This window comes from Aquabacterium sp., assembly GCF_030652515.1.
Lineage (GTDB): Bacteria > Pseudomonadota > Gammaproteobacteria > Burkholderiales > Burkholderiaceae_C > Aquabacterium.
Window position 1 is genome coordinate 1 of the sequence record NZ_JAUSAR010000101.1, and the last position, 12,518, is coordinate 12,518.

12 protein-coding genes are annotated in these 12,518 nt (G+C 60.8%); 7 read left to right on the top strand and 5 right to left on the bottom strand.

The window, feature by feature from the left end; all coding sequences use genetic code 11:
• On the bottom strand, positions 1–777 hold a 777-nt coding region (locus tag Q7V20_RS12285; protein WP_304791268.1), incomplete at its 3' end, for a cyclic nucleotide-binding domain-containing protein.
• A 20-nt stretch (positions 778–797) separates the two neighbouring features.
• Between Q7V20_RS12285 and Q7V20_RS12290 the strand changes: the two genes are divergently transcribed.
• Positions 798–1,163, top strand: a complete 366-nt coding sequence (locus tag Q7V20_RS12290) for a TraR/DksA family transcriptional regulator (protein ID WP_304791271.1) — start codon at positions 798–800, stop codon at positions 1,161–1,163.
• Between the two features lie 693 nt (positions 1,164–1,856).
• On the opposite strand, the gene Q7V20_RS12295 is transcribed toward Q7V20_RS12290, so the two are convergent.
• A complete protein-coding gene (locus Q7V20_RS12295; RefSeq protein WP_304791273.1) occupies positions 1,857–2,618 on the bottom strand; it encodes a Crp/Fnr family transcriptional regulator in 762 nt (253 codons plus the stop codon).
• Between the two features lie 42 nt (positions 2,619–2,660).
• Here Q7V20_RS12295 and Q7V20_RS12300 point away from each other — a divergent pair, with 42 nt between their 5' ends.
• Positions 2,661–3,443 carry a M13-type metalloendopeptidase gene (locus Q7V20_RS12300; protein WP_304791276.1) on the top strand — a complete coding sequence of 261 codons (783 nt, stop codon included), beginning with the start codon at positions 2,661–2,663 and terminating at the stop codon, positions 3,441–3,443.
• A 33-nt stretch (positions 3,444–3,476) separates the two neighbouring features.
• Here the strand turns inward: Q7V20_RS12300 and ssb are convergent, their stop codons facing one another.
• A complete protein-coding gene (gene ssb / locus Q7V20_RS12305) occupies positions 3,477–4,025 on the bottom strand; it encodes a single-stranded DNA-binding protein (RefSeq protein ID WP_304791278.1) in 549 nt (182 codons plus the stop codon).
• A gap of 137 nt (positions 4,026–4,162) precedes the next feature.
• Here ssb and Q7V20_RS12310 point away from each other — a divergent pair, with 137 nt between their 5' ends.
• Entirely contained in the window at positions 4,163–4,939 is a 777-nt protein-coding gene (locus Q7V20_RS12310) for a class II glutamine amidotransferase (RefSeq protein ID WP_304791281.1), read from the top strand.
• Here Q7V20_RS12310 and Q7V20_RS12315 read toward each other — a convergent pair.
• Complete coding sequence (locus Q7V20_RS12315; protein WP_304791297.1) at positions 4,920–6,410, bottom strand: CoA-acylating methylmalonate-semialdehyde dehydrogenase; 1,491 nt, start codon at positions 6,408–6,410, stop codon at positions 4,920–4,922. The two genes, Q7V20_RS12310 and Q7V20_RS12315, sit on opposite strands and share 20 nt — an antisense overlap.
• A gap of 57 nt (positions 6,411–6,467) precedes the next feature.
• Here Q7V20_RS12315 and recQ point away from each other — a divergent pair, with 57 nt between their 5' ends.
• Positions 6,468–8,417, top strand: a complete 1,950-nt coding sequence (gene recQ / locus Q7V20_RS12320) for a DNA helicase RecQ (RefSeq protein WP_304791283.1) — start codon at positions 6,468–6,470, stop codon at positions 8,415–8,417.
• Here recQ and Q7V20_RS12325 read toward each other — a convergent pair.
• Complete coding sequence (locus Q7V20_RS12325; RefSeq protein WP_304791286.1) at positions 8,381–8,734, bottom strand: DUF2834 domain-containing protein; 354 nt, start codon at positions 8,732–8,734, stop codon at positions 8,381–8,383. The two genes, recQ and Q7V20_RS12325, sit on opposite strands and share 37 nt — an antisense overlap.
• Positions 8,735–8,986: 252 nt before the next feature.
• On the opposite strand from Q7V20_RS12325, the gene Q7V20_RS12330 reads away from it, so the two are divergent.
• The 3 genes from Q7V20_RS12330 to Q7V20_RS12340 all read left to right on the top strand — a co-directional run.
• Positions 8,987–10,099, top strand: a complete 1,113-nt coding sequence (locus tag Q7V20_RS12330; RefSeq protein ID WP_304791289.1) for a porin — start codon at positions 8,987–8,989, stop codon at positions 10,097–10,099.
• 259 nt (positions 10,100–10,358) lie between these two features.
• A complete protein-coding gene (locus tag Q7V20_RS12335) occupies positions 10,359–11,453 on the top strand; it encodes a porin (RefSeq protein ID WP_304791291.1) in 1,095 nt (364 codons plus the stop codon).
• Positions 11,454–11,669: 216 nt separating this feature from the next.
• Positions 11,670–12,518, top strand: an 849-nt coding sequence (locus Q7V20_RS12340; RefSeq protein WP_304791294.1) for a porin, incomplete at its 3' end; no start/stop codon positions are given.

Consider the following 12,518-nt stretch of genomic DNA (forward strand, 5'->3'; position numbering starts at 1 on the left):
GCGGTAGGCGACGCGCCAATCCCTCATCAAAGCGGCACCCGCCGTTCGCATGAGCAGGTCGTTGATCAACGTTGTGGCCGGAGACAAGGCTTTGAGATCGCGCAGGGGGATGGCCAGCACCCTTGCCTTCGTGACCGCAACAGCGGTGTCTGGACGGCCATGCAGGCTGACATGCAGCCCAAGCAACTCCCTGGCTCCTGACAAGGCCACTGAACCAGGGCCGAGCATCGGCTGCGCTTTTGAGCCGGTCGCGTGGTGGCGTTCAAGGACGCCGTTCAATATGACGAAGGCCTGCCCGCAATGCTGGCCCTGTTCGTACACCGTCGCCCCAGCATCCAGGTGCAGCGTTTCGCGGGGCAATGTCACGCCCGCGTCACAACCCATGTCTGTGGCGCTCAAACCCATGGCCGCCAGTAATTCAAGAACACCGATCTCACCTGGAATGATTCTGGTGGTTGGGCGTGCTGCTTCCGGCGTGGCCTGGGGCTGTCTCCTCAATCGTGGGGGCTGCTCCGCAACATGGCCGATGGGATGCCTGGGTTTCAGATCCGTGGAGGTTGATGGCACCAGCCAGTGCCGCAGAGATGGCAGCTGCAGGGATGAAGCATTCGGTTTGCTAAGTAAAGTGGTCATGCCGCATCCCTTGGGTGTTTGAATGCGATTTGACAAGGTACCGGCGGATTGAAACAGTCGTTTGTGCACGTAGGTGGTGACACGTAGGCGTTGGCAGTTGACGGCTGTCAAATCCAGAATGGCCTGCTCGGTAAAAAATGGCATCTTTCACAGGAGTTGCAAAGATGCCCCACTTTGAACCGCATTCCGGCGTCATTTCCGAGTTGACCCGCAGAGCGGGTGAGTTGAGAGCGGCCATCGACAGGCGACGTCTTGCTCAGCTTGGAGAACTCAGCGCGCTTCAATCCAGTGTGTGGGACAACAAAGACCAGGCTGATGCCAGTGAGACTGCGCTGTTGAGCGATGCGGAATTGGACCGCGCCATCGCCGAGTTGCATGAGATTGACATGGCGCTGGCGCGAGTTGCCGATGGTGCGTATGGCCAGTGCGTGAGTTGCAGTGCTCCGATCAGCCCTGAGCGGCTCAAGGTGCAGCCAGCCGCATCACGGTGCATCAGCTGTCAGGTGGCGAGCGAGCGCGCTTCGAGGTAAGCGTCACCTGGAGCCAGGAGTTCGGCAGTTCATCGTGGGAGTGCAGTGACCCGCTGAACCTTGCCATTTCGCCCGCGCCTGCTCAAGTGCCCCGCATGGCAGCAGACGCGCATGTGAGGCGCACCTTGACTCATCAGATAGCTGTCCAATGCCCTCTTGGCCCTCCGCAAGGCGTCATTGACCCCATCTCCGCTCAGTTCCCTGTTCAGCGCCAGTTCATTGGGGGCGGTCTGTATCAGCTGGAAATCAGCCAACTCCACGACGGACTCAACACGGTGCTCAAGGCGAGCGCGCAGACGCTGGATCAGCCTTTCAGGTAGTGTGCTGACACGGTGGAGGGGGGCTCCTCGGATCAAAAAAAGCAGGTATGGGCGACATGTGTTGAGCATATGAAGCTTCTTGAGCTGCCCCATTGACTTTGGTCAAGCCTGCGGGTGTCGCTGGCCCCTCCAACCCTCCTGACTCAACGCAGGAAGGCGTACCAGTAAGCGGTGTAGATGCAGTCCATGAAGCCATCGCAGGGAGCGTTCATGGGGTCTCCAATGGCAGTTGATGAGTGAGGAGTTCATCCTGCCCGGGCCATTTTTGACGGCCGTCCCTAGTCTGCGTTGTGCACACTTCATCTAAGGGGTGGCTCGCCATGGCGGCTGCCATGAAGAAAGCCCGTCACCGAGGTGCAGATACGGGCATCGGCTATGCTTCCGTTGCCGACGTGAGGCCGGCCTCCACGAATTCGGCCAGTGCTTCGGTCCCCAGAATTTTCAGATCTCGCCGGCCTTTGCCATGGAAGCCGATCAAACCTTCGCGAACGAGGAGGGAGATCGAACGGCTGACGCTCTCAAGCGTGATGCCCAGGTAGCTGCCGATCTCTTCTCTGGACAAGCGAAGCCGGAATTGATCGGGGTGCAGGCCCCGCTTCGCCAGGCTGCTCGACCATTGAAGCAGGAACTCGGCGACCCGCGCATCTGCATGCAAGGTGCAATGTGACATGAAGCGCTCTTGCATGCCAGTCATGTCCTCGCTGATCGCCTTGTGCAGAGCAGACAGCACAGCCGGATGGTCCTGACTTGCTGCGAGCACAGCAGCGTATGAAACCGTCCAGATTTCACTGATGTCCAGCGCCACTGCTTCGCAGGTGTGCTGTTGGTCCGCCATTCCATCGAAGCCGAGCCAGTCCCCTTTGAAGCGCAGGGCCACCACCTGTTGGCGTCCATCCTGTGAAAAATGCAGGAGCTTGATCAAACCAGAATGCACGATGTGAAGGTTCGAAAACGGTTGTCCGACGGAATGGATGGTTTGCCCTGGATAGACGATTTGACGCCGGCAAGGAAGGTGCTTCTCGATGATGCTCAAACCCTCCCCGATGAGCGGATCACAACGCCAGACGTCAAAGGAAGGGGGCGGCGGGGCGGGGCGCGCGGAGTCGAACTTTGGATCGGAGAATGCGGTGGGCATGGAGATGTCCTCGGGTAGCTCTGACTTGCTATTCAGATGCGATTGGACGAGCGACTGGGGAATTGCGACAGTCGTTCGCGCACGTACGTGATGACACGTAGGGGCCGCAAGTTCCGCGTCCGTCGCGACAATGCCCGCCTGGGCAAGCCCGTCGTCGAAGACCGGTTCGCAGACCCCAGCGGAACGCTCCCCACGGTCATCAACGCGGCCTACGATCCGAGCCGCAATGGCATCGACATTCCGGCAGCGTTCCTGCAGCCGCCGATGTACGACCCGAAGGCGGATGCCGCGGTGAACTACTGCGCCCTGGGCGCGGTGATCGGCCACGAGATCACGCATGGATTCGATTCCCAGGGGCGCCTGTACGACGCCGTGGGGAATGTGCGCAATTGGTGGGCCCCCGAAGATGCAAAGCGCTTCAACGCGCAGGCCAGCAAGTTGATAGCCCAGGCCAACGCTTTTCAGGTGCTTCCTGGCCTTCACGCCAACGGTGCGCTTGCCGTGGGCAAGAACCTCGCGGATGTGGGAGGCGTGTCGCTTGCCTACTCGGCGCTCAAGGCCCACCTCCGCGAAAGCCCAAGGGAGGATGTGAAAGTGGACCGGTCTCAGCCAGGGTCAACGTTGCTTCATCGCCTGGACGCAAGCGTGGACAGGCAAGGGTCGCGAGGGGTGGCTGCGGCAAGTGACCGCGACCGACCCGCACCCGCCCTGGAGCTACCGGGCAAGTGCCGCCGCCAAGCACGTGCCTGGTTTTACAAGGCCTTCGGGATTCGCAAGGGTGACCCGATGTGGCTCGCCCCGAAAGATCGCGTGGTGCTCTGGTAAGCGCGAACTGGCCCGTTCAGGCAAAGGTCAATCCTAGAACGGAATGTCGTCATCCATGTCATCAAACCCCGTCGACGACTTCTGAGGCGCAGGCCGCGCCGCAGCCGGTGCCGGACGCGCTGCCGCAGGACGGCTCGGCGCTGCTGCCGAAGGCGCATCCTGGCTGAAGTCATCCCCGCCACCTTGCTGGCCGCCACCGGCGTTGCCGCCATAACCGCCACCACCACTGCGGCCGCCACCGCCGCCATCACGCCCACCCAGCAATTGCATCTGGTCGGCCACGATTTCGGTGGTGTAGGTGTCCTTGCCGTCCTTGTCTTGCCACTTGCGGGTCTTCAGGCGGCCTTCCACGTACACGGGGCTGCCTTTTTTCAGGTATTCACCCGCGATTTCGGCCAGGCGGTCGTAAAACACCACGCGGTGCCATTCGGTTTCTTCAACCTTGTCGCCGCTGGTCTTGTCTTTCCAGTTGCGCGTGGTGGCAACTGACACATTGCACATGGCCGCGCCGCTCGGGGCGTAGCGCACTTCCGGGTCACGACCCAGATTGCCGATGATGATGACTTTGTTGATGGAGGCCATGGCCTGATTCCTGACTCGGTGGATTCGAAGAAAAACTTCAGCGATTATGCCCAAGGGCCCCGTTTGAGCCCAGCCCCTCCGTCGGGTGCGCCCATTTTGGTGTGTGGCGTAGCATGAAGCCCGAAGGAGCCTCATCTATGTGCCAATTGCTGGGCATGAACTGCAACACGCCCACCGACATCGTTTTCAGTTTTACCGGATTTGCCACCCGTGCGCACGAGCACTGCGATGGTTTCGGCATCGCTTTCTTCGAGGGCCGGGGCGTGCGCCTCTTTGTGGACCACGCCGCCGCCAGCGTTTCGCCCGTGGCCGAGCTGGTCAAGCAATACCCGATCAAAAGCCAGAACGTGATCGCGCACATCCGCAAGGCCACGCAAGGCCGGGTGGCTCTGGAAAACTGCCACCCCTTCGTGCGCGAGCTGTGGGGGCGCTACTGGGTGTTCGCCCACAACGGTGATCTGAAAGGCTTTGCACCCAAGCTGCACGCCGCCTTCAAACCCGTGGGCGACACCGACAGCGAGCAAGCTTTTTGCTGGCTGCTGCAAGAGCTGGCCAAGCACCACGCCAGCCTGCCCACCATTGAAGCGCTGACCGACACCCTGCGCGAGCTGGTGCCCCACATCGCCCAGCACGGCACCTTCAACTTCATGCTCAGCCAGGGCGATGCCTTGTGGGCGCATTGCTCCACCAACCTGCACTACCTGGTGCGCCAAGCCCCGTTTGGCCTGGCCCGCCTGCAAGACCAGGACATGAGCCTGAACTTCGAAGAGCTGACCGACCAGGGCGACCGCGTGGCGGTCATCGCCACCGAGCCGCTCACCTCCGACGAAATCTGGACGCGCTTTCAGCCCGGTGAGCTCAAGGCCTTCTTCAATGGGCAGGTGAGCGGGCAGGTCAGCGCGCCGTCGGCATGATGAAGTCGTTGCCCTTGCTGATGCTTTCGGGCCAGCGCTGCATGATGGATTTTTGCCGGGTGTAAAAGCGCACGCCTTCTTCGCCATAGGCGTGCATGTCGCCAAACAGGCTGCGCTTCCAGCCGCCAAAGCCATGCCAGGCCATGGGCACCGGGATGGGCACATTGATGCCCACCATGCCCACCTGCACGCGCCGAGCGAACTCGCGCGCGGTGTGGCCATCGCTGGTGAAGCAGGCCACGCCGTTGCCAAACTCATGGCCATTGACCAGCGCCACGGCCTGGGCAAAGTCGGGCACGCGCACACAGGCCAGCACCGGGCCAAAGACCTCTTCCTTGTACAGGCGCGACTCGGGGCTGACGTGGTCGAACAAAGTCCCGCCCAGCCAGAATCCACCTTCCAGGCCGGGCACCAACAGGCCTCGCCCATCCACCAGCAACTGCGCGCCTTGCTGGACGCCGTCGGCAATGCAGCCGCTGATGCGCTCCAGCGCGGCGCGCGTCACGATCGGCCCCATCTCGGCCTCGTCCAGCGTGCCGTTGTTGACCTTCAGGGTGCGCGTGCGCTCGATCAGCTTGGGCATGATCTTGTCGGCCACATCTCCCACCAGCACGGCCACCGAGATCGCCATGCAGCGCTCGCCCGCCGAGCCGTAGGCCGCGCCCACCAAGGCATCGACGGCCTTGTCCAGATCAGCATCCGGCATGATCACCATGTGGTTCTTGGCCCCGCCGAGGGCCTGCACGCGCTTGCCAAAATGGCTGCCCCGCTCGTGGATGGACTGCGCCACGGGCGTCGATCCCACGAAGCTCAGCGCCTTCACGTCCGGGTGCTCGATCAAGGCATCCACCGCCGCCTTGTCGCCCTGCACCACATTGAAGACGCCATCTGGCAGGCCTGCCTCTTGAAGCAATTTCGCCATCAACAATGAAGGCGATGGATCGGTCGGGCTGGGCTTGAGCACGAAGGTGTTGCCGCAGGCGATCGCCACCGGGAACATCCAGCACGGCACCATCACGGGGAAGTTGAAGGGCGTGATGCCCGCCACCACGCCCAGGGGCTGGCGCGTGGTCCAGTTGTCGATGCCGGTGGAGGCCTGCTCGCTGTAGTCGCCCTTGAGCAGTTGCGGGATGCCGCAAGCGAACTCGACGATGTCGATGCCGCGCGTGACCTCGCCCTGGGCATCGCTGAAGACCTTGCCATGCTCTTGCGTGATCAAAGAGGCCAACTCGTCCTTGTGCTGGTTGAGCAGGCCCCAGAACTTGAACAGGATCCGTGCGCGCTGGATGGGGGGCGTGTCGGCCCAGACAGGGAAGGCCGCTTGTGCGGCTGCGACGGCCAGGGCCACGTCGGCGCTGTTGGCCAGCGCCACCTGCGCGGCCACGGCGCCAGTGGCGGGGTTGTAAACGGGGCTGAGGCGATCTGCGGCGGCCACCGGCACGCTTTGCCCATGGATGAAATGGCCCACCATGGCCAAACTGCTGTCTTGAGAAGGCACGAGGTTCTCCGAAATGGGGTTGGTGCCCGAATGATCGCGCACAATGCGGATCGCATCCCACTTTCCGCTTTCCCTCGTTCGCCCCTGCCCGTGTCTGCCACTGCCCTGAACCCCCAGACCCCCGCCACGTCGGCCGAGGCCATCCTGCAAGAAGTGTTCGGCTACGGCGCTTTCCGGGGCCAGCAAAAAGCCATTGTGGAGCACACCCTGGGCGGCGGCGATGCCCTGGTCCTGATGCCCACGGGCGGCGGCAAAAGCTTGTGCTACCAGGTGCCCGCCATTGCCCGGCACCGCGATGGCAAGGGCGTCACCATCGTGGTCTCGCCCCTCATTGCCTTGATGCACGACCAGGTCGGCGCGCTGGAAGAAGCCGGTGTGCACGCCGCTTTCCTGAACAGCAGTCACAGCCTGGAAGACACCCAGCGCATCGAGCGCGAGATGATGTCCGGCCGCCTGGTCATGCTTTACGCCGCGCCCGAGCGCATCACCAACCTGCGCTTCCAGGCCCAGTTGGCCAGCCTGCACGAGCGCGGTCTGCTCAGCCTGTTCGCCATCGACGAAGCCCATTGCGTCAGCCAGTGGGGCCACGATTTCCGCGAAGACTACCTGCAGCTCAGCATGCTGCACGAGCGTTTCCCCGACGTGCCGCGCCTGGCCCTGACCGCCACCGCCGACGACCACACCCGCGCCGACATGATCGAGCGCCTGAAGCTGCAAGATGCCCGCGTCTTCATCAGTAGCTTCGACCGCCCCAACATCCGCTATGCCCTGGTCGAAAAGACCAACCCGCGCGACCAGTTGCTGCGCTTCATCCGCGACGAGCACGATGGCGACGCGGGCGTGGTCTATTGCCAATCACGCAAGAAGGTCGAGGAAACCGCCGACTGGCTGGCCCAACAGGGCATCAACGCCTTGCCCTACCACGCAGGGCTTGATTCAGGCCTGCGCCGCAAGAACCAGGACCGCTTCCTGCGCGAGGATGGCATCGTCATGGTCGCCACCATCGCCTTCGGCATGGGCATCGACAAGCCCGACGTGCGCTTCGTGGCCCACCTGGATTTGCCCAAGAACATCGAAGGCTATTACCAGGAGACGGGGCGCGCGGGCCGCGATGGCCAGGATGCCGACGCCTGGCTGACCTACGGCCTGGCCGACGTCGTCAACCAGCGCCGCATGATCGACGAAAGCCCGGCCAGCGACGATTTCAAGCGCATTCAGCGCGGCAAGCTCGATGCCCTGCTGGCCCTGGCCGAAGCCCACGATTGCCGCCGCGTGCGCCTGCTCTCTTACTTTGGCGAAGACAGCCAGCCCTGCGGCAATTGCGACAATTGCCTCAAGCCGCCCATCACCTGGGACGCCACCGAGGCCTGCCGCAAGATGCTCAGTGGCATCTACCGCTTCTGGCAGCACGGCCAACAGCGCTTTGGTGCCGGCCACCTGATCGACGTGCTGCGCGGCAAGCGCACCGACAAGGTCGAGCAACACGGCCACCACAGCCTGAGCACCTTCGGCATCGGCGCTGACCTGAGTGAAAACCAATGGCGCGCTGTGTTGCGTCAATTGGTGGCCATGGGCCACGTCGTCGCCGAGGGCGAATTCAACACCCTGGTCCTGGCCGACAGCGCCCGCGCGGTGTTGAAGGGTGAGGTGCAACTCATCCTGCGCGAAGCCGCTGACGCGCCCAAGCGTGCCAAAACCTCGCGCACTTCATCATCGAGCTCAAGTGGCAAATCCGCCGCCGGGGCCCCCAAGGATTTGGTGGGCGAGGCGCTGATCCGCTTCCAGTCGCTCAAAGCCTGGCGCAGCGAGGTGGCGCGCGAGCACAACCTGCCCGCCTACATCGTCTTCAACGACGCCACCCTGGCTGAAATGGCCCGCATCGCCCCTCAGACCCTGGGTGAGTTGAGCGGCATCAGCGGGGTGGGGGCCAAGAAGCTGCAGGCTTACGGGGCCGAGATCCTGGCCGTCCTGGCCGCCTGATCTTCCTGTTTCATGCGAAGCAACAGGTAGACCGCAAATCCCGTGGCCACCCCCGGTGCCAGGCCCAGCAATACGGCGATCCAGCCATGGCGGATGCCCTTGGTGCGGGCTTCGTGGACCACCCACACCGTGAGGACGCACCAGCAGCTGATGGTGTCCATGGCATAGCCTGCCGCATACGGGTTGACGAAGCCTGCCAGCAAGGCGCCCAGTACATCGCCGCTCTCCAGCAACGGGGGGATCACCACCAGCACGAAGGCTGCCGTGAACAAGGCGGCGATGAGGATCAGCAGGGCGCGAAACCAGGAAGTCGGCATGGTGGTTCCTTGAAGGTTGGCGGTGGGGGGTGTGTCCGATTTGGCGCGAAACGCCGGGTGATGCGCACCAATTTGTTGCGATATTGAAACGGATTGGGGTTTTTGCATCCCCCCAATGGGTGAAATTGGTGCGTTCATTGGGGAATACGCGCAACCAGACGTAAGAATCAGTGCTGACGACTCTGCAAGTCGCAAGGTCATTGCACACTTATGGTGCATTGAGGCAAGATTCAATCAATGTTAGGAGATTTCATGTTCGCGAAGAAAAATGTTGTGGCCGCTGCCGCACTGACCCTGTTGGCTGTTGCTGCTCACGCTCAAGTGACCGTGTACGGCAATCTGGATGTGTCCGTTGGCCGCAAGCAAGTTTTGGGATTTGATGGCAATGGCGATCTGACCAAGGTGTCCTCTACCAATGTCGATTCCAGCGACATGGCTGAAAGCTACATCGGCTTCAAGGGCCAAGAAGACCTGGGTGGTGGTTTAAAGGCTATTTTTAAGCTGGAAAGCGAACTGGGCGTGGACACCGGTGCTGCTGCTGGCGACACCTTCTGGAACCGCAACGCCACCGTCGGTCTGGCTGGTGACTTCGGTGCCGTCAACCTGGGCCGTTTCGAGAACCTGTTCAAGCTCGAATCTGCTCAGTTCAATCCTTTCGGCTCGTCGGCCACCTTTTCGCCCTCAGCTCGTCTGGGTTTGAACAAGGGCACGCTGGGCTTTTTGGCCTCCAGCATCGTTGGCGGCCCTGTCAATTTCGGTTCCACCGATGGCAGCTGGTCCAATGGCGTGAGCTACGTCTCGCCTAACCTGGGTGGCCTGACTTTGTCGGTCCAAACCAGCATGAAAGAAGGCGCCAAGGGTGACGCTGCCAATTACTCCGGTGGTGCAACCGCCGTGAGCGCGAACTACACCGCAGGTCCTTTGGCCCTGTCGGCTGTTGTGGGCGAAATCCGCAGCGCTAGCGCGACTCCCGCAGCAACGCCTATCAAGGACAAGGCTGTCCTGCTGGGCGCCAGCTACGATTTTGGCGTGGTCAAGTTGTTCGGCCAATACGGACAAGACAAGTTGGTGGCCAAGGCTACCGACGGTTCTGTGAAGCCCAAGTTCTTCCAATTGGGTGGCGCCATCCCCGTGTCCGAAGCCGGTTCGGTCTTGTTGTCGGCTGGCCAAACCAAGGTTGACATTGATACGCCTGCTGCTTCCATCAAAACGCGCGCCATCTCGGCAGGTTACAACCATAACCTGTCCAAGCGCACGAGCGCCTACGCTGCTTACATCAACGAGCGCACCAGCGCTTCGTCTGCTGGTGGCAGTGGTTCCGAAACCACCAACAGCGTCGCCGTTGGTGTCCGTCACGCGTTCTAATTCGCGACAAAGTCAGACCAGAGTTTCAAGCGCCCTTCGGGGCGCTTTTTTGCGCCCTGAATGTCCGAATACATTGTATTAAAGCTGTCAAATGTTGTCATCAGGCAACGAAACCCCCTGTTTTAACGCGTGGCAGCCTGTCACGTTTCTTGCTTGCAAGGGTGTCGGATGACTTTCAGTCCCACAATGCAACGCATGGGTTTACCCGCCTGATGGGTTCCCAAACAGTCCCTTTTTCACACATTGCTAGGAGAAATTGATGTTTGCAAAGAAGAACTTGGTGGCCGCTGCTGCCCTGATGGCTTTGGTTGGCGCTGCTCAAGCTGACGTGAAGGTTTATGGTTCGGTTGAAGCCAGTTTTGGCTCGTATGAGGACGCCCACACCAAGGGCGATTCGACTCGCGCCACGAAAGTCTCCAGCGGCAACATGATGACCAGCTTCATCGGTTTTTCAGGTTCGGAGGATCTGGGTGGCGGTCTGAAGGCTGAATTCGCACTGGAATCCTTCCTTGCCACTGATACCGGCAGCAACCTGCCTAACCTGGCCAGCGGCTTTTGGGGCCGTGGCTCCTTCGTGGCTCTGAACGGCGGCTTCGGTAAGTTGGCTTTGGGTCAATACGACAACCCCCTGTTCACCTCGGGTTACACCTACAACCCGTTCGGCAGCTCGATGGCGTTTTCGCCGACGATGCGTCACCTGTACAGCGGTGGTTCAATTGCCGCCACCCCTCTTCCTGGTTTCGCGGCTGTCGGCTTTGATACTGGGTTCGTGAACTCCATCACGTACGAAACACCAAACCTGGGTGGCTTTTCTGCGATTGCCCAGTTTGCGCCCAAGGAAAGCACAAATGCCAATGCGCAAAACAGCTATTCGGTCGGCGCGACTTATGCTGCCGGTCCTTTTGGCGCATCGCTGACATACGTCAAGGGCGGTCAAGGTCTGAACACGGCTTACCTCGCTGATCAGAAGGTCATCGATTTTGGTACCAGCTATGACTTTGGTGTTGTGAAGCTGTTCGGTCAGTACACCTCGGTCAAGACCAAGAGCGTCTTCTACACTCCTGCTACGTTGGTCACCGGCTTGGACGTCGATGCCAAGATCTACCAAGTGGGTGTGTCGGTGCCTGTGACTGACAAGGGTTCCGTGCTGGTGTCGTACGGTGAGAACAAATCGGACGTCGGCGCAGCTTTGGGCGGTGGTGAGTTCAAGGACCGCGTGTTCTCGCTGGGTTACGACCATTTCTTGTCGAAGCGCACTGACGTCTATGCTGTGTTCTCGAACAACACGCAATCGAACACTGGTAACGACGAGTCTGGCCAAACCTTCGCGTTTGGCATCAAGCACGCTTTCTGATCGATCTTTTTCGATTTGAAGCCAAAAGCGCCCTTCGGGGCGCTTTTTTTTATTTGGGCGTTTTTGGTGCTCAATTGCACCCATCTGATGCCAAAAGTGGTTTTCTGGTGAGTTTTATTGATGTTTGTGGTGGTTATTTCGGGCATGGATTCTGCGAAATCAAAGGGTCGCGCATTTGACGCGTCACTTTTTTGGGTCCATTTTTTCGGAGTATTCATGGCCTTTGCACAAAAAATCACCCCCGCGATCCTTCTGTCCCTGGGCGCTTGCTTTGGCGCGCACGCGCAAGGCAGTGTGACGATGTACGGCTTGTTCGACATCTCTTTCGGCTCATTCCAGAACTCGTACAGCGCCAGCACCGCCAATCCCCGCACGACGCAAGTGGCGCCGAATCCCATGACGACCAGCTACTTTGGTTTCAAGGGAACTGAAGACCTGGGCAGTGGCCTCAAAGCAATGTTCACCCTGGAAAGCTTTTTCCGTGGTGACATTGGTGCGTCTGGTCGTCCCAATGGCGCCAAGCCTGACGTTTTTTGGGCGCGCAATGCCAATGTGGCCCTGGCCAGCGATTTCGGCAAAGTGTCCCTGGGTCGCATGGACAATCTACTGTTCATTCAAACCTTGACGTTCAACCCACTGGGTGGCGCCTTCGGTTTCTCGCCGACGATCCGGCTGACGTATGGCGGCCCGTGGGGCAATGACAAGGGTGATTCGGGCTGGGGCAACGCGGTGATGTACACCACGCCCAACCTCGGTGGCTTCACCGGCGCTGTGGAGTGGCAGGCCGGCGAAACCTCGGCCACCACTGGCGAGGGCAACAGTGTGGGAGTGAGCGGCACTTACACGAATGGTGGATTCTCGATTGGCGCGGGTTACCAGTCGGTCAAGTCGGCCGAAGCGCCCAAGGCTGACCTGGCTTCTGGTCAAAAGCAGACTTTCGCCTTGCTGGGCGCCAGCTACGACTTCGGCGTGGTCAAGCTGTTTGGCCAATACGGCCAGTTCAAGAACGAGGGTTTCGCCCTCACCGACAGGATCGACACCAAGCTCTACCAGGTGGGTGCATCG

Coding starts and splice junctions, on each gene's coding strand:
- Q7V20_RS12295 (WP_304791273.1), bottom strand. CDS start 2,618: ATGCCCACCGCATTCTCCGATCCAAAGTTCGACTCCGCGCGCCCCGCC.
- Q7V20_RS12325 (WP_304791286.1), bottom strand. CDS start 8,734: ATGCCGACTTCCTGGTTTCGCGCCCTGCTGATCCTCATCGCCGCCTTG.
- recQ (WP_304791283.1), top strand. CDS start 6,468: ATGATCGCGCACAATGCGGATCGCATCCCACTTTCCGCTTTCCCTCGT.
- ssb (WP_304791278.1), bottom strand. CDS start 4,025: ATGGCCTCCATCAACAAAGTCATCATCATCGGCAATCTGGGTCGTGAC.
- Q7V20_RS12335 (WP_304791291.1), top strand. CDS start 10,359: ATGTTTGCAAAGAAGAACTTGGTGGCCGCTGCTGCCCTGATGGCTTTG.
- Q7V20_RS12330 (WP_304791289.1), top strand. CDS start 8,987: ATGTTCGCGAAGAAAAATGTTGTGGCCGCTGCCGCACTGACCCTGTTG.
- Q7V20_RS12315 (WP_304791297.1), bottom strand. CDS start 6,410: ATGGTGGGCCATTTCATCCATGGGCAAAGCGTGCCGGTGGCCGCCGCA.
- Q7V20_RS12290 (WP_304791271.1), top strand. CDS start 798: ATGCCCCACTTTGAACCGCATTCCGGCGTCATTTCCGAGTTGACCCGC.
- Q7V20_RS12310 (WP_304791281.1), top strand. CDS start 4,163: ATGTGCCAATTGCTGGGCATGAACTGCAACACGCCCACCGACATCGTT.